The 17,742-nt window shown below is 46.2% G+C and carries 11 protein-coding genes, 3 pseudogenes and 1 riboswitch; of the genes and pseudogenes, 9 read left to right on the top strand and 5 right to left on the bottom strand.

Annotated elements, in window-relative coordinates:
• Positions 1-32 precede the first annotated feature (32 nt).
• From AC6I6H_RS01730 to AC6I6H_RS01710, 5 genes and pseudogenes are all read left to right on the top strand, one after another.
• Positions 33-269 (top strand): annotated as a pseudogene (locus AC6I6H_RS01730) (hypothetical protein); the annotation flags it as partial.
• Positions 270-273: 4 nt separating this feature from the next.
• Positions 274-3,369 carry a type I restriction endonuclease subunit R gene (locus AC6I6H_RS01725; protein WP_497950277.1) on the top strand — a complete coding sequence of 1,032 codons (3,096 nt, stop codon included), beginning with the start codon at positions 274-276 and terminating at the stop codon, positions 3,367-3,369.
• A gap of 12 nt (positions 3,370-3,381) precedes the next feature.
• Positions 3,382-4,221, top strand: a complete 840-nt coding sequence (locus AC6I6H_RS01720; protein WP_497950273.1) for a hypothetical protein — start codon at positions 3,382-3,384, stop codon at positions 4,219-4,221.
• A gap of 57 nt (positions 4,222-4,278) precedes the next feature.
• Positions 4,279-5,856, top strand: a complete 1,578-nt coding sequence (locus tag AC6I6H_RS01715; protein ID WP_497950271.1) for a type I restriction-modification system subunit M — start codon at positions 4,279-4,281, stop codon at positions 5,854-5,856.
• Between the two features lie 13 nt (positions 5,857-5,869).
• Entirely contained in the window at positions 5,870-7,063 is a 1,194-nt protein-coding gene (locus AC6I6H_RS01710; RefSeq protein ID WP_497950267.1) for a restriction endonuclease subunit S, read from the top strand.
• Between the two features lie 851 nt (positions 7,064-7,914).
• Here the strand turns inward: AC6I6H_RS01710 and AC6I6H_RS01705 are convergent.
• The 3 genes and pseudogenes from AC6I6H_RS01705 to AC6I6H_RS01695 all read right to left on the bottom strand — a co-directional run.
• Positions 7,915-8,262, bottom strand: a complete 348-nt coding sequence (locus tag AC6I6H_RS01705; RefSeq protein WP_497950264.1) for a transposase — start codon at positions 8,260-8,262, stop codon at positions 7,915-7,917.
• Between the two features lie 110 nt (positions 8,263-8,372).
• Positions 8,373-8,489 (bottom strand): annotated as a pseudogene (locus tag AC6I6H_RS01700) (transposase); the annotation flags it as partial.
• 464 nt (positions 8,490-8,953) lie between these two features.
• Positions 8,954-9,157, bottom strand: a pseudogene (locus AC6I6H_RS01695) (ISL3 family transposase); the annotation flags it as partial.
• Between the two features lie 203 nt (positions 9,158-9,360).
• On the opposite strand from AC6I6H_RS01695, the gene AC6I6H_RS01690 reads away from it, so the two are divergent.
• The 4 genes from AC6I6H_RS01690 (at position 9,361) to AC6I6H_RS01675 (ending at position 15,398) form a co-directional block, all read left to right on the top strand.
• A complete protein-coding gene (locus tag AC6I6H_RS01690; RefSeq protein WP_497950259.1) occupies positions 9,361-10,329 on the top strand; it encodes a helix-turn-helix transcriptional regulator in 969 nt (322 codons plus the stop codon).
• Positions 10,330-10,471: 142 nt separating this feature from the next.
• On the top strand, positions 10,472-13,168 hold the full coding sequence (locus AC6I6H_RS01685; protein ID WP_497950255.1) for a MerR family transcriptional regulator: 2,697 nt from the start codon (positions 10,472-10,474) through the stop codon (positions 13,166-13,168).
• Positions 13,169-13,212: 44 nt separating this feature from the next.
• A complete protein-coding gene (locus AC6I6H_RS01680; RefSeq protein ID WP_497950250.1) occupies positions 13,213-13,686 on the top strand; it encodes a hypothetical protein in 474 nt (157 codons plus the stop codon).
• A 91-nt stretch (positions 13,687-13,777) separates the two neighbouring features.
• Positions 13,778-13,878, top strand: a riboswitch (purine riboswitch).
• 134 nt (positions 13,879-14,012) lie between these two features.
• The gene (locus tag AC6I6H_RS01675; protein WP_497950247.1) at positions 14,013-15,398 is read left to right on the top strand and encodes an NCS2 family permease; all 1,386 of its coding nucleotides are present in this window, start codon (positions 14,013-14,015) and stop codon (positions 15,396-15,398) included.
• Positions 15,399-15,653: 255 nt separating this feature from the next.
• Here the strand turns inward: AC6I6H_RS01675 and AC6I6H_RS01670 are convergent, their stop codons facing one another.
• Positions 15,654-16,673 (bottom strand): serine hydrolase domain-containing protein, encoded by a 1,020-nt coding sequence (locus AC6I6H_RS01670; RefSeq protein WP_497950794.1) that lies wholly within the window; start codon positions 16,671-16,673, stop codon positions 15,654-15,656.
• A 600-nt stretch (positions 16,674-17,273) separates the two neighbouring features.
• Positions 17,274-17,742, bottom strand: a 469-nt coding sequence (locus AC6I6H_RS01665) for an IS3 family transposase (protein ID WP_497950245.1), incomplete at its 5' end; no start/stop codon positions are given.

Raw genomic sequence — 17,742 nt, 5'->3', positions numbered from 1 at the left:
TATAAGAAAAATAAAAGTGGGGGGGGCCTTGTCAACCGTTTTCAAAGAATGGTGAACAAAACGGTTTTCAAGATGAAAAGTCAGGGGACTTGGTTTACCGTATATTAGAAGTTGTGAGATATCATAAGCGAAACCCCCTAATTGTGTATAATATTCCCGACTTTACAAAACATGAGGGAATAGCGATAGAGCATAACACTATTATTCCTTATTCAATAATCTTGTTGCCGGTGAAGAATTCAGGAAAAATCCTAATTACGGAGGATTAAGCAGATGAACCACGAAGCCCAAACAGAAAAGAGTTTCATTGAAATTTTAACTCAACGGGAAAACCAATGGACATATCGTGATGATATAAAGACCGAAGCTGCTCTGTGGGATAATTTGCGCAGACATATCAATCGTATTAACTTGGCGCGACTGGACGGTGTGCCGCTTACAGACAAAGAGTTCGAACAGTTAAAAGTTGAATTTATGAGACTGACAGCTACTCCTTTTAATGCTTCTCAATGGCTACGAGGCGAAAATGGTGTTGCTGCCATTCATGTTGAGCGAGAAGATGTGAAACGTGGCAGGGTGTCGGTTGTTCTATTCAGTAATAAGGATATTGCTGGCGGCATTTCAAGCTATGAAGTTGTAAACCAAATTAAGCCAGATACAAATACTGATATGCGTGGCGATGTAACCCTATTGATAAATGGCTTGCCGATTATTCATGTTGAATTAAAAGCTGAATCTGCCAAAGATGGCTATATGCAAGCGTTCGAGCAGATACAACGGTATGCAGAAGCTGGATTTTTTGATGGCATTTTTGCGACCACCCAAATTTTCGTAGTTAGTAACAAAGTATCTACAAAATACTTTGCACGTCCTGGAGCCAACACTTCTAAAGCCTTTGAAGCGGCAAAGAAATTCCTGTTCAACTGGAGAACGTCGGATAATGAGCCTGTCGAAAATCTTTACGATTTCACAAGGCAGGTTTTGAGTATCCCTTCTGCCCACGAATTGATTAGCAAATTCACTATTTTGGTGGACGATCAGAAAAGCCAAAAGTTTTTAATGGTTCTAAGACCGTACCAAGTCCACGCTATTCAAAAGATTATCGGTCAAGCGGCGAAGCATGAGGGAGGTTTTGTTTGGCACGCCACCGGCTCAGGGAAAACAATAACAAGTTTTGTGGCAACCAAACTTTTAGCACAGATATCCATTGGCGTAGACCGCACCGTTATGGTTGTTGATCGAACAGATTTAGACAGCCAAACCAAAGATGAGTTTAGTAAATTTGCATCTGAGTTCCACACAGGGTTGGCATCGGGAAATGTTAAAGATAATGCGCTTATTGTCGGCGTTGATAATCAACGTCAACTTACCAATAGCCTATTAAGCAATAAAAATAACAACACCATTATCGTCACAACCATTCAAAAATTGAGTGCGGCTGTCAGAGGTGCTAAAGAAACGGAAAACAACAAATTCGAGAAGCTGAAAAGCGAACATATTGTTTTTGTGGTGGATGAGTGCCATCGTGCAGTCAGCGATGAGCAGATGAAAGAAATTAAAAAGCTCCTGCCTAACTCAACATGGTTCGGCTTAACTGGCACGCCAATTTTTGAGGAAAACCAAAAACAAGAAAACGGAACATTCGCGAGAACAACACAACAACAGTATGGAAAATTACTCCATGCCTACACAACGAAAAATGCTATGGACGATAACTCCGTTTTAAACTTCCAAGTGGAGTACCATTGCCTATTAGATGAGGATAGCAAAGCAGAATTTTTGTATAGAACGGTAAAAGAAAAATACCCGAAGCTTGATCCTATCAAAAAACTTGCCGACATGACTGAAATTGAAAAAGAGGAACTGCAAGACAGAGAGTTATTTGAGCGTGATGAATATATTGAAGCGATGCTTAAAAAAATATTCAAGCGCCAATCCGTGATAGAGCGTTTCAAGGTGATAAACGGATACCCGACTATGAGTGCTGTTTTAACAACACACTCTATCGCTCAGGCTAAGCGTATTTATCGCAAGCTACAAGAAATGAGAAGTAGGGGGATTTTGTTAAATGGACGAGAGATAGATGAACGCCACACGCTTCGTGACCCTGATTTTCCGAGAGTAACAATCACTTATTCCACTAGCGAAACTCAAGGTGAGATGAACGAAGCGCAAGCAGAAGTCAATGCCATTATGCAGGAATACAACACTGTTTTTGGGACGAATTACACAGATACCGATCAGTTTAACAGAAATATTAATAGCCGTTTAGCACGAAAGGACGTTCAATATCAAAAGGACGGAAAATGGCTTGATATGGTTATTGTAGTTGACCGTCTGCTGACAGGATTTGACGCGCCTACGATACAGACTTTGTATGTTGACCGAGAACTGAAATATCAAAAGCTGCTACAGGCATTTTCACGCACAAATCGTATTGCACCTGGCAAAGAGCATGGCATCGTGGTATCGTTCCGAAAACCTGCTACTATGCGAAAAAATGTAGAGGATGCCATTCGACTTTTTACGAACCAACAGCAAAATTGGGAAGCCTTAGTGCCACAAGAATATGCTGAGGTGAAAGCCGCATTTTTAACGGCACATGAGGAACTTCAACAAGCAAAAGACGATCTGGAAGACGACCCAAATAATATAAAAAACAAGATTGCACAAGTAAGGGCCTATCAAAAACTGGAAAAAATCCAAAGAGCCATGAAAAGCTATGAGAATTATCAAGAAGATTTTGAGGAATTTGAACATATTGTGAAGGTTCTTCCCGAAGAAAAGGGACATTGTGAAAATCTGAAAGCTGAAATTCGAGCCGAGTTAGAGGATCAAACTGGGGATGAGATGGAAAACTTGCTCAAAGACATCGAATTTACGAGCGAACAAAGGGCTGTGCATGAGGAACGCATTGATAGCTTCTACATAAATCAGCTTCTGAACAGATATCAGAAGTCTTCGGACAAAACAGATAAAGATGATTTGCGTGAAAAAATTATGAAAGAGATTAATACAAAGCCCGCTTCCGTTCAGGCAATATATAATGCCATCTTAGACGTCATTGACAACAATCGACCGACAAAGGATTGGACGGCTTATTTCGCTGATGAGATTGATTATATACTACAAAATACTGCTGAAATATTGAAAGTGCCTGTCGCTAACCTGCAAACCAGCTTTAACGAATATCGCCCGAATAGCGGGGTTGTGCCTTTCATCAATGTAATAAGCGAAGCATCAGGGTTAAGCAAAGAAGATTTTGAAGCTATGTTTAACGAAAAATACCGAAAGCGTCTTCTCGTTATAGAACAGTATTGGAAAACTGTTTTAGATGAAAAATTACTACCGCTAAAAGATGAGTGTTAGGATGGCGATGATATGGATTTGAGTAAATTATTGAGAAAACCGCCAGCGGAGGATTACCAACAAGTTGACACGTTCTGGTTTCCAGAAGAAAGGGAAGACTATGAATATGGCGATGAAAATGAGGATGATTCCTCCCTGCTAATTGGGCAACATATCAAATTAGAAACTGGGCAAGTATCTTTGAATTATTACTGCACAGAATGTGAAGACTTACGCACTTTTAATTCTGATAAACAGCAAGGGCTTCGAGGAATTGTTGTAAATAAACAAGTAATTAGCATTGATTGCATTTTGCAATGCAATTGTGGTTCAGTTGTCCATACTTGGTATTTAGTCGAAGCCGAAGAAGATATTCGATATCAGTCACCTAGAGTACGCATATTGCATTTTAGAGAAAAATTAACCGAACGTGTGAAATTACAATCTGAGAAATACGGTGGGTTTAGCGAATGGCTCGAAAAAGCAAACCGAGCACACAGAGATGGACTTGGTTCAGGTGCAATTATTTATCTAAGAAAGGTATATGAATCTATAACCTACAGCATTGCAAATGCCAATAACATTCCTCTTTATAGTAGGAAAGGAAAAAGACGCTTTTTTTCTGACATACTGAAAGAGGTGGATGAACAGCACTCAATTATCCCAGTGTCTTTCTCGGCAAATAGATACGAGCTCTTCAGCCAACTCAGTGAAATAATACATGGTGATGGAAGCGAGGAAGATGCGCTTGAATACTTTGGAGCATTGTATACATTAGTCACCAGCATATTAGATAATGTAAACAAGAAAGAAGAGTTAAAAATCGCGGTACAGAAATTTAACTGGTCAACGAATAATCCAAGTACAGATTAGTGCTTGTGCCAGTAATCAACTCATAAATAATCGTGTCTACAGGAAGGAAGTAAATATATGAGCCGTTTAGATCAACAATTATGGGCAAGCGCGGATATTCTTAGAGGGAAAATGGATGCGAGCGAATACAAGAACTATTTGCTCGGTCTTGTTTTCTATAAGTATCTTTCCGATTTAGAGTTGCGCGCTGTGTACGAAGAAGCAAACGGAAAGCCCGATGAATACCCATCTCGTGATATCCAATTTGCCGAGCTTACGGATTGGTATAATGATGATGCCGAAGAGCTAAAGAACACCATGCGCCGCAAACTCGGATATTTTATAGAGCCGCAATATCTGTTTTACATGCTTCGCAATAAAGCATCAAAATATGAATTTCAAATTGATGACTTGCAGACTGCCTTTATCGAGCTCTCTCGTCAAGGCGAAAGTTTTATCAGCTTGTTCGATGATGTTGACTTAAACTCTACGAAGCTCGGATCACACGCACAGCAAAAAAGCACAACCATTATGGAAGTTATAAAAACTTTAGATGAGATAGATTTGTTTGGGCATGAAGGTGACGTTATTGGCGATGCTTATGAATACCTTATCGCCCAATTTGCCGCAGGCGCAGGCAAAAAAGCCGGAGAGTTCTATACCCCGCAAGCTGTTTCAAAAATCATTTCAGAGATTGTTAGTATCGGGCAAGAGGAACTAGCACCATTCCATATTTACGACCCCGCTATGGGTTCGGGTTCGCTGATGTTGAATATCCGTCAGTTTCTAAGCAATCCCGAAAAGGTATATTTTCACGGACAGGAGCTAAACACCACCACTTACAACCTTGCTCGAATGAACCTGATTCTACACAACGTTGACCGTGAGCAAATGCGGCTTAATAATGGCGATACTTTAGATTCAGACTGGCCGACAGACGAGCCTTTCCTTTTTAACGCTGTTGTTATGAATCCTCCGTACTCTGCGAATTGGAGTGCTTCCGATAAGTTTTTAAGTGACCCACGTTTTGAACGCTTTGGAAAGCTTGCACCAAAATCTAAAGCCGACTTTGCGTTTTTGCTCCATGGCTATTACCACCTAAAAGACAGTGGTACGATGGGAATTGTACTGCCGCATGGTGTTCTGTTCCGTGGTGCTGCCGAGGGTATCATTCGCAAGGTACTTCTTGAAATGGGCGCAATCGAAGCTGTAATTGGTTTACCCGCTAACGTTTTCTATGGAACAGGAATACCCACGGTTGTTCTTATCTTGAAGAAAAACCGTGCAAGTCGTGATGTGCTTTTCATTGATGCTTCTAATGATTATGAAAAGCAGAAGAACCAAAACACCTTACGCCAGCAAGATATTCTGAAAATTGTGGATGCCTATAAAAGGCGTGAGAATATTGTGAAATACGCCCATTTAGCAAATTTTGATGAAATAGTGGCGAATGATTACAATCTCAACATTCCTCGCTATGTAGATACCTCCGAGGAAGAAGAACAAATCGACATTGTAGCGCTTGGGCGTGAAATGTCGGACTTAAATTTGCAAATAAAACAAAAAGAAACGGATTTCTTAGCCTTGCTTGATGAGCTTGAAGTGACTGACGAAACGAAAGAGCTAATCGAAGCTACAAGGCGGATGTTTATGTGAGGTGGTGGTTATGATGACAGAAAACAAACAGAAGTTAGTACCCGCAATTCGATTTACTGGCTTCACTGACACTTGGGAACAGCGTGAGTTCTCATCAACTGTCACGAGAATATCATCTGTGAGCACGAGACGCGGATTACCTCGGGTTGAATATGAAGATATTATTTCTGGTCGAGGTGAATTGAATAAAGATATCTATCAGAAGGAAAGCACAAAGGCAGGAATTGAATTTGAAGATGGTGATATCCTTTTTGGGAAATTGCGTCCATATCTAAATAATTGGCTATTGGCGGACTTTAACGGCATTGCCGTTGGGGACTTTTGGGTTATTAGAACAAACGAAACTGAAAATAAATTTGTATATTACTTGATACAAACATCAGCTTATCAAACAGTCGCAAATCAATCCACGGGAACAAAAATGCCCCGTTCAGATTGGAATGTTGTTTCTAAGACGGTCTTTAATATCCCTAGAAATTTTACTGAACAAGCCAAAATTGGCGAGTTATTCAGCAACCTCGACAATCTCATCACCCTTCATCAGCGTAAGCTGGATGGGCTCGTAACGCTGAAGGACGGCTTTCTACAGCAAATGTTCCCGGCAGCCAATGAAGTCATGCCAAGAGTAAGATTCGCAGGATTTACAGGTAATTGGGAAGAGCGGCGACTGGAGGAAATGCTTACTGAAAGGAATGAGCAATTTGAGGAATCGGAAGATTACCCATTGATGTCGTTCGTTGGGAATGTTGGTGTTGTACCCAAGGGGGAACAGTATGACAGAAGTTTTTTGGTAAAAGGCGATGGAAAAAAATATAAAAAAACCGAACTGAATGACTTTATATACAGTTCAAACAACTTAGAAACTGGGTCTATTGGTCTTAATAGAACAGGCAAGGCAGTAATATCGCCCGTATATAGCATTTTTTATTCAAGCAACGATTCAGAGAGTCTATTTGTTGGATTACTATCCAAACGGAAAGACTTCATTAATAAAATGATTCATTATCGACAAGGTGTAATGTACGGACAGTGGCGCATACACGAAAGGGATTTTTTAAAGATAATCGTTTTAGCACCCACAATTTCTGAACAAAACAGAATCATTGACTTTTTCAAGAATTTCGACGAGCAAATCGCCGCCCAAACTGCTAAACTTGAGCAGCTACGACAGCTAAAGGCGGCGTATTTACAAAGGATGTTTATATGAGCGCTGATAAATGCCGTACGATTTTATCGTTATCTTGATTCTCTAACTCTCGAATGTTGTGCAAATATACTTCCTGAAGGAAAACACAGCAGCTTCAATAAGAGTAGTTAGAAATTGGTTTGCGCTATGACTCATAAGCTGATCGATGATGATACGTTTTAGATGAGCAGTACCGCTTTAAAGGATGAACAACATGCTATGAAGGCAAGAGCGGCCAGCTTGGACGCGATTCTGAGTTAGTGATTGTAATAACTAATTAACCGCTACACGGTAGGGAGGTTTATTATCAGCAGAGTGTTTTTCAGAAGATCTCTGCCTTTGTAGATAAGTTTAAGAAGATCTAATAAAACTAAAGTAGCGGTTAAACACCAGAATATTTGAGTCTTATTCTATAGGAACAAAATCACATTGGTGGTGGTGTAGAATTATTTCTGTCTACATCATCACCTTTTTGTTTTCCGCTAAAATTGTATTTGTTAATCACCTCAAGCTCTATCGTTTGCACTCTTCTTAATTCTGTAGTGTACGCAAGGGAAGATTCTACCAACAACTTTAGCGTGTGTTCATCTAATGTCCATGGTTCACCTTTCATTTCTTTTATCTATCAAAGTCCCGAATTTCTTATAATCAGAAATAATTATATTGCCAGCCCTTAATCCCAAAGAATCTTCGTTCGGAATATATTCAGAAGAAACCTAGTTAAACGTGAGACAATATAATCTAATTTCTTATCTAGTTTCTTCAAAGAATCCCCTTCTTGCATTATGAAATCTACAAACAAGCTATGAATTTGTTTTCCGCAATTATAGAAGAGAAATTCAGGCTCAACGCCAAAATTAGCGGCTGAAACTTTAGTCGGCTAAGCGATGGCGGTTACATTCGATCAAAATACCGGCTGTATAACAGCGGCGATTGAGGGTGAAGTAGTGTCGTCGTTGATAGGCTTTAATGCGGTTGTGGCGTCCTTCAACCGTGGCATTCGTCCAGCGGCAGCGATGATAATTGACGATTTCCGCTTCCCAGTTTCGCATCGTTTTCCAGGCGCTTTTCACCGCTTCGTGCTGGAGCGCCTCCCCCTGCTGACACCAGCGAGTAAACCCAAGTTGAGCCACCTGGAAATTCGGCGAGTAATCATACCAGTGAGTGAAGGCTTCTTTCCATCCCCATATTTCTCGCAGCAGCGGGGAGAACGCGAGCAATTGATCGATCTGAAATCGGCTCTTGTCCGATAAAGAACGGCAGGCGGATTAAGCAGGTGGTGATGGCTTTTCAAGATCGCTTTGGCCCGTGGTGAGAGGGTGGCCTGTACGGACTTTCGCACAGCCTGGACACTCTCGATGACGTAGCCATGGAAGCGATCGGAAATTCGAATCGCCCGGGGGAAACATTCGATAATCCATGTGTGATACGGTTGAGCCAAGTCCATAACGACGCCTTCGGGTTCAAAAGCAAAAACGCCGGATACTGCTTCGCATACGCACGTAACGCATCCAGCATTCGCCCCTCAACCAGGTCCAGCATGGTTTCCCCTCGAAGATCGTGAATGCCGGTATTGTAGGTATTTCCCTTTTTGATCGCAAAATCATCGACCCCCAGCACCAGGCCCTCGTTCGCCTTCGCTTGATACCAAGCCTTGTCCAGCAGACGTTCGTTGAGGGTGGGCAGAGCCTTTTGATGCATGTGCAAAACCGTACTGACCGGTACTACTTGCATTCTCGCGCTATGAGCTGCCTTGGAGCCCAGGGCGTGATTAACCGTCTGCTCGCGGAAAAGCCGACTGTATTGTTCCTTCGGTCCAACAAACGTATACGACCATACAAAACCAATATGGCAACGGGAGCAGACCAAGCGGAGTGCAGGAATGTGGACGAAGCACTTTTTGCCAAACACGCTGAGATGGCGAATCTTGCGGGGCTTATTGCGACCGTCCCGCTTCACGGCTTGAGTGGAGCCGCATAGCGGACAGGGGTGTCTGGTTGCCACAGGCGAGGCTTCCACATGCACCTCGGTTTCGTTGGTTGAGCGAATACGGGCTACGTGTAGTTCTGGTAATCCGAGCAGTTCGTGTTGATATACTGGATGGGCATCTGTCATATCCTTTTCATGTTGTTGGGTGGGACTTACAACATTACAGGATTGGGAGATGTTTTTCCATTTCTATCCTCGCCTTTTTTCTGTTTTTTATTTTTCAACCGCTAATTTTTGTTTTGAGCCCTTTTCCGCAAGTAAAATCAAGCCATGCAATTTCCATTCCCTTATAGTGAAGAGAGAGTGGTTGAAGCGAGGTGAAGAAACAAATGTACGAGTGGCACAAGCAAATCCAGGTAATTGTTGATGAAATTGACGAGAGTATTAAAAATCGCAACAGTGAAGCCATAACGCTGCGATCCCTTTCCCGCAAGTTAGGTTATTCTGAATTTCATACCACGAGAAAATTCAAGGAAATATCGGGCATGCAATTTAGGGATTATCTGCGTCACAGAAAATTAGCCTTTGCACTCAAAGAAGTTCGGGATAGTGAAAAAAGCATGTTGGCGATTGCTTTCGATTATGGTTTTTCATCACATGAAGCTTTTACCAGAGCCTTCAAGGGCACCTATGGTGTAACTCCAAATGCATACCGAAAAAAGCCTGTGCCTGTCGCCCTCCGTACAAAAATAAATCCTTTCGACCGCTACTTTCTTGGATTTGGGGAGATTGGTATGATGAAATCTACAGAGGATGTTAAAATTTATTTCGTAACCATTCCTGCACACAAATTTGTGCACATTAGAAACGTTGAGAGTAATGGGTATTGGGATTTTTGGCAAAAGCAAAGCCTCATTCCGGGACAGGACCGCGAAACCATTTGCGGCTTGCTCGATAGTATCAGGGGCAAATTGGATGATGATGGCGGGAGCGAATCGAATAGCGGCGGCGGTCAGATTATGGCGTACATACTTGACCCGGATGGCAGACTCTGCGATTGGGGCATTCCCCGTATAGAGTGCTATGGAGTGCGTCTTCCTTTTGATTATAAAGGCGAAGTACCGCCACAAATGTTGATGATGGAAGTTCCCGAAGCCGAATATATAGTTTTTGAACATGGGCCATTCGATTATGAGCAGGAAAATCGCAGTGTGGAAGAAAAGGTGGAAAAAGCAATGGCAGCTTTTGATTTTACAGACACCGGATATTGCTTAGATCCTTCCCCCGGCAGAATCATTTACTTTTGCTTTAATCCGGAGCGGGTTTGGAAGTATATCAGGCCGGTGCGGAAGTCATAATCTTTAAAAAGCACCTGTCCCATGCGGCAGGTGCTTTCCTTCCTATTTCGTGAATTATCGGAAATATGCTCCAAAGGGCTGGACTTTGACGTTAGGTCAATCGGTATAATCGTAACAGAAGAAACAAAGAGGGAGGCCTGTTATGGAGTTAATGAAGATTACCGAGGCCACTGAGAAATTTGGCGTATCCTCAAGGACACTCCGCTATTACGAGCAGGTGGGTTTGCTGCGGAGCGAACGTCCGCCCTATGAAAAATACCGTTATTATGACAGCGAAACTATCAAACGGCTGCAGCAGATTTTGGTGCTGCGGAAAATGCAAATTTCCATAAAGGATATTTTGCGGATTTATGAAAACCAGGATATCAGAACGCTTGTGCAAAGCTTTGTCAAACGCATAGAGGAAATTGACCATGAAATCAGCACCCTCTCCCAACTGAAAGCTTATGTGAATGACTTTTTAGCGGCCATGACCGCCCATGGAATCACGCAAATCTCGGCTTTGCCCCTGCTTTATGAAACGGTGGAAGCGGAGCTGTTGTCCGCACCAAAACAGGAGTTATCCCTGGAAACGCTGAACACGCTCTCGGATAAGCTGGCAAAGCCGCTCGATATGGATATTGTGGCGCTGGCGCCGATGCTGGTGGTGACCTCTCTGCTAACAGACAGCGAAAAGTCGGAGATAGACCGCTTTGGAGATTGGCTTTCCGCGAATCAAATCCCGCTCGGCAAGCCTGGAAGCCGCACCCTGTTTGAGTATCAGAGCGGCAGCGGGGACGTTGTTTTTATGCAAAAGCTCCCTGCTCCGCTTGAACTTGGGAAAGGACTCGATGCGCAAACGAAGGCATGCCCGTTTGTGTGCAAGGAATTTGAGGGCGGCTTGTTTGCGGTTTCGTCTGCTTATGCGGATGAGGATTTAGGGGCTTTGCAGCACCGGATGCTGCAGGGCTTTGACGATAATCCAGGCTTTGAGGCGGATTTTTTACATAACGGGAAGCTGCGTCATGAAACGCTGATCGAGACCGTGTTTTCTCCGGACAACAATCGAGAAAGGGTCAATGTTTACCTCCCTGTACGGCAGCGAAAGCCGAACTTTGTGGATTATCCCGAGTTTAAACTTTCCGAGAATGTTTCTTTGGAGGAAATCGAAAAAGCAAATCCCGTCCTGCGCGAATATCCGGTTGACTTTCACAAAATAACGCCGGTTTACTATCCCCATTTTCAGGTTTTGGAGAACGGCGAGGCGGAATTTATCGCTTGGATTTCGGAAAGAAAGCTGGATACCAATGTCGCGGTGAAGCTCCCGTTTCGGATCGACCTGGAATTTTTATCGGAAGAAAAAAGCGAAGAGTACCTGTGGGGAACAACCGAGGGCAGCATATGGTTTTCCCACGGAAGCTGCACCTACACCATGAACGCCGAAAATTATGCGGACCAGGCGCTGAAAAAGCATGCGATTTCCTTTCAGCAGCCGGTGCTGGGAAATGAATTCTCCTATCCGCAAATCGGGGACATTCCCCATGATCAATACAACAAGCTGACGTGGATTGTGGGTGAAAAGCATTTTGCGGTGATTCTGAACGGCGAAGTCCGTTTTTGCGGCGTGAACTTCCCCTACATGGAGATGGATTTGCATCTGCAGGCACCGCGGACCATTGTGATCGGAACAAACGGACAAGGGAAAAAGCGGTTCCGCTCGATCAAAATTTCCCAGCTAAAAACCTCGCTGAAACCAACTACCGCCCAGGGAGCATTGAATATCAAGGTTAAACCAAGCAACAACATACTGCCGAATCGAAGGCAAATCGTCCATCCCGAATACGGGGAGAACTATTGGTTCAACGGCTGTGCGGGATACCTGATGGAATGCCTGGGTGAAACAGAGTTTGACTATTGGTTTTTTGCCGGTCTGACGGGAGAGAATTTTGCGCAAATTTATTCAAAAAAAGATTTCCGGGGAAACGGAGCGGTGGATTACCGGCTAAGTGAAAAAGGCGGCCATGCTTACCTGGAGGAAATCTTTCGGCAGTGCGGCTATACAAGCACTTTTGTCCCGCTGAAGGAAATCCTGTCCGACCGCGAAACGTATGTAGAGATGCTGATGGCTTATATTGACAAGGGTTTGCCTGTGGTGATCAATGATTACGGCAGCAATCCGCACAACCGTTTTGGCTGGAGTGTCCTTGCGGGTTATGCCGATTACGGCAAAACTTTGCTCTATATGGGCGGGGACGCAAAAGAGCCGGATTCCATCTCCGTGGAGGATTTGCTGCCAAGGGGTTATGTAGATCTGGAGGAGCATTGTTATGGCTGGCTGTTTATCGGCGAAAAGCAGGAAAACAAGGCTTTGGCCGAAATCTACCGGGAACGGATTTTATCGCTGCCCGAGCTGCTTGCTTACGAAAACAGCCGGTATTGCTTCGGAATAAAGGCGTTTCGGGGATGGGCGGACAGCATTGAAAACGGCTTTTTTGAGCAGGTGCAGCCGGAGGAGTTTGACAACTGGGCGATGCATACGGTTTATGTTTGCTGTCTTGCCACAAACAGCGGGGGCTGCAAGGGCTTTTTGGAAAAGGCGCTTGAGTTGAACCCCGATATGACTTTTATCAGCACCGTTTTGGAATGTTATGCAAAAACAGGCCGTTATTGGAATAATGACGATGGGGAGGATTTGGAGGCCTTGGGCGGCGGTTTTAACGTTACGCTGGGGGCTTTGCAGGAGAAGAATAAGCGCAAGAAGATAGCCGGCAAGCTGAGGCAATTTGCTGACCGCATGGAAGAGGCGGCGGCGAGCATTGAGCGGTTCAAGGCAGAAACAAACAGCCATTCAAAACATTAAAATCACTTACATAAGGTAAAAAAACTTTCATTCAGGAGGCCGTTATGAATTTCAGAATCATCTCTTTGCCGCCTTTTCAGGCGGTAACGTCCGGCGTGGACAAGGTTGGCGATTTTTCGGATGGCGGGATTTTAAGAACGTTCGATCATTTCTTTTCAAGCGTTGCGCCCAAGCCGCATGAGAGCTTTATGCCGAGGGATTTTCTTTATTATGATGAGGAACGGCAGGGCATGGTCTGGATCTGGGCATTGACGGAAAGCAGAGAAACCGGCGGCTTTGAAACGGCGGATTTTGAGGGCGGGCTGTATGTAACCTTCGCTTACCGGGACGGTGACGGCAAGGCGCACGACAAGCTGCATAAGGACGCGCTTGCTTTTATCAACGATTCTCCTGTTTTGGAGCTTGATCTTCACCCGGGCCGTTATTCGATGGGCCATATCATCACGCCGAAAGCGGTTATGGACGCACAGGGCTGGGCCCAGATGGAGGTATTTATTCCTGTGCGTTTAAAAAGCTAAAAAGGCAATATCCGAATGTCAGATTCGTTAACAATGGTTAACGTTCGGAATTTTTGTTGACAAAGTTCGCGTCTCCCCCCTACAATATGTTCTGTGAAACGCACCGCTTTTTCGTATAATTTCGGGAATCGGCCCGAAAGTCTCTACAAGATCACCGTAAATGATCTGGCTACGAAAAGGGAAAGCTACGGACAGACTCTTCTTCACTTTCGCATGCACGAGTGAGGAGGGTTTGACCGGTTCTTTCTTTTTTTCGAAAGCTCGGGTCAATGGCGACCCGGGTTTTTTGCGTTTTGCGACTTGATATTAGGGGGATAAACAGCGTCATGGATCGTTTCTTCAAGCTGAAAGCAAACGGCAGCAACGTCCGCACGGAGATCATGGCCGGCATCACCACCTTCATGACCATGGCTTACATTCTGGCGGTCAACCCGACGATTTTGAACGGAGCCGGCCTGGAATGGTACAGCGTGTTTCTGGCAACGGCGCTTGCCGCCGGTATTTTCACTGCCGCCATGGGGATTTTCGTTAACTTTCCGGTTGCCCTGGCGCCGGGCATGGGGCTGAACGCTTACTTTGCCACCGTCGTGTTGTCTTCGAACGGAGCCATTTCGGCGGAAATCGGGCTGACGGCCGTCTTCATTTCCGGTATTATCTTCATCATTTTGACGGTGACGCACGTCCGGCAGCTTTTGATCGTCGCGATTCCGGACGGACTGAAGCATGCGATCACGGTCGGCATCGGGTTATTCATCACCATCATCGGGCTGAAAAACAGCGGCATTCTGACGATCGGCGTGGAAGGCTTCGCCCAAATCCCGGGCGGCACGTTCCACAACCTGGCTCCCAATGAATCGGTCATTCATATGGGCAGCCTGGAGAACCCGAGCGTGCAAATCGCTCTGATCGGCCTGCTGCTGATCACGGTTTTGATGATACTGCGCGTCAAAGGCGCGATTTTGTTCGGCATTCTCGGCACGACGCTGATCGCGGCCCTGATGGGGGAAGTCAACTTCTCCTCCCTGTCCGGCAGCGACGTCAAATGGATTCCCGACTTCACGCAGCTTAACTTCGCCCATTTCGACTGGAAAGGCGCGATGGACGCCGGGCTGCTGGCGATTATCGCCACCTTTACCTTCGTGGAATTGTTTGATACGTTCGGAACGCTTGTCGGCACGGCAACCCGCGCCGGCATTATGAAAAACCAGGAAGAAGGCCGCAAGCGGGTCGGCAAAGCGATGCTCGTCGACGCGTTTGCCGTAACGGGCGGCGCTCTGCTCGGCACGAGCACCACGACCGCTTACGTCGAAAGCTCCGCCGGGGTTGCCGAAGGCGGCCGCACCGGCCTGACCTCGCTCACGACGGGCGTTTGCTTCCTGCTTGCTCTGTTCCTGGCTCCGCTCATCGCCCTGATTCCGGGCAGCGCCACCGCGGCCGCGCTGATTGTTGTCGGCGTGCTGATGATGCAGGCGGTTAAAGAAATCGACTTCGACGATCTGGTAATCGGGATTCCGGCCTTCTTCACGGTCGCGTTCATGCCCTTCACCTACAACATCGCCAACGGGATTTCTTTCGGTATTGTGGCCTATGTCATCCTGGCGACCATCGCCAAGCTGCGGGACAAGGATTCCAAGCACAGCGTCCACTGGATGATGTGGGTGCTCGCGGTCCTGATTGTGCTGCGCTACGCTTTGATCGGCAGCCAAGGCTAAAGCCGGCTGGCCGCGCGTCTTATTAGCGGTCAGGTAAAGAACATATAGCTTCGAACTTGCAAAGCCCCGAATCCTCGTTTTTTGAGGGTTCGGGGCTTTTTCTTTTGAATTTTTTAAGGGCCGCCTCGGCTTCTTGGAACTGGACGGTTGGCGGCTGGAGGTGCGGACGGAACGGCAATAGCTGGCGAATGACAATAGCTAGCGGAACGACAATAGCTGGCGGAACGACAATAGCTGGCGGAACGACGACAATAGCTAATTGAAAGCCGGGAGTATATGCTCCCGGATCAGCGTCCATCGGTCGCGGGGATTCGGGACAAAGGAGGACGCGATCGCGACGACCAGGTCATGCTGCGGAATGCAGCAAATGACGGACCCGCCGTCACCGATGGCCAGGTAAGCAAAAACGCCGTCTTCTTCCCGCAGCCACCATAAATACCCGTAACGCTCCGGCCTCCTTTTCACGGATTCCTCGATCCAGGCTTCCGGGATTACCGGCTTGCCGTTCCAACGGCCCCGGTTCAAATAGAGAAACCCGAAGCGCGTCATGTCGCGAGGCGTCAGCGTCAGCCCCCAGCCTCCCGTGGAAATTCCGCTCGGGTCCGTCACCCAGCCTTTCACTTTTGGGCCGAACAGTTCGTCGAATCCGAAAGCGTCCATCCCGTAATCGGGAATGGTTCTCATGCCGGCGGGGCCGAACAGGAACTCGTTGGCGAAATCGCGGGCGCTTCTGCCCGTGCTGCGGGTGAGAATAGCGGAAAGCAGATGGGCCCCCGCCGAAGAATATTTAAAGGTCCCAAGCGTGCCGCCATGTCCCATTTGGTCCAGCGTATACGCAGCCCAATCCGGCTGCATGCACAGCTTGTCCAGCGGCTCCTTCCAGTCTTTGAAGGGATAAGGGACCTTCATTTGAAGGAGATCACGCACGGTAACGGCCTTCTGCTGCCGGTTGGCCTGTTCGGCGGGATACTCGGGGAAAAAGTCCAGCACCTTCTGCCCGGAACTCCCGATGTATCCGGCTTCTATCGCAATTCCGATGAGAGCGGACAGCACGCTTTTTGTGACGGAGGCGACATGGCAGGCGTGGTCCGAGACGAACCCGTTGTAGTACTCTTCAAAAATGACATAGCCGCTTTTGACCAAAATAATACTGTTGCTGTTGCCGTACCCGGACCGGACCGCCGAGTCCAGTTCCCGCAGCTTATCGGAGCGGATTCCCAAGGCTTCGGGTTCGGCTGCCTGCCACTCTGCCGCAGGACAATCGATTTTTTGCATCATGGACACCTCTTAAACGGAGTTTTTGACCGGTCACGGTCACTATAGAATGCTATAAAATATTTTGCAATCGGCAGCGGGCTTTTTTTTATATATTTCGTGGGCCGCAGGGGCTTTTACCGGTGCCTCATCCGCGAACCTCATCCGCGAACCTTTTTGGACGCTCCAGTTTGCTTCGCTTATTCTTTCTTTTGCATTCGCTTTCCTGGCTTCGAGGGCGGGTGGCTGAAGGATCGAGCGAACGATGGCGACCAGAAGAAGGGGAACGGCTGAAGGGAAAAGCGAACGATGGCGACCAGAAGAAGGGGAACGGCTGAAGGGACAAGCGAACGATGGAGAACCGAGGGGAATAGGAACAACTGAAGGACCTGGCGAACGTGGCGACAGGCAAATAGGTGCAAAGCGAAACTTATTTCCAAAGAAATTCGGGGTCTATCGCAAAATAAAGTCATACAAACACTTATTCGCAAGGGAAGAGGCGATTTTGGGAGAAATGGGAAGAAATAAGTGCTTCTGTGCAGCTATTTGGCCGAATATAGCGAGTATGGGTGGAAATAGTTGCTTTTTTGCTCTTCTGTCAAGAAAGTGGACACCTCTAAGTTACACGACCTGGTCATAGTAGCGCTGCTCAAAACGCACCGGGGACATGTAGCCAATCGTGCTGTTTGATCGTTTTCGGTTGTAGAAGAACTCAATGTAGCGGAAAAGCTTCTGCTGCGCCTCGTCCTTGGTTTTAAACTTCGGCCTGGCATAAATAAATTCACGCTTCAAAATGCTATGGAACGCTTCGATGCAGGCATTGTCGTAACAGTTTCCCTTCCGGCTCATGCTGGGTTGCATGTGGAAGCACGCCAGTTGTGCTTGATAGTCCTTCGAGGCGTACTGAGAGCCACGATCGGAGTGGTGGATGAGCCCCTTCCCGGGCTTTTTGGCTGCATAGGCTTGGTTTAGCGCGTCCAGCACGAGGTCTGTCGTCATGCGGTCACTCAATTTCCATCCAACGATTTGCTTGGTGAACAGGTCCAGAATACTGGCCAGATAGAGCTTTCCTTCGCGGCAGGGGATGTAG

It is taken from the genome of Gorillibacterium sp. sgz306347, from assembly GCF_059735245.1.
The sequence above is the reverse complement of the archived record's forward strand: the minus strand, read 5'-3'. Positions and strand labels throughout refer to the sequence as shown.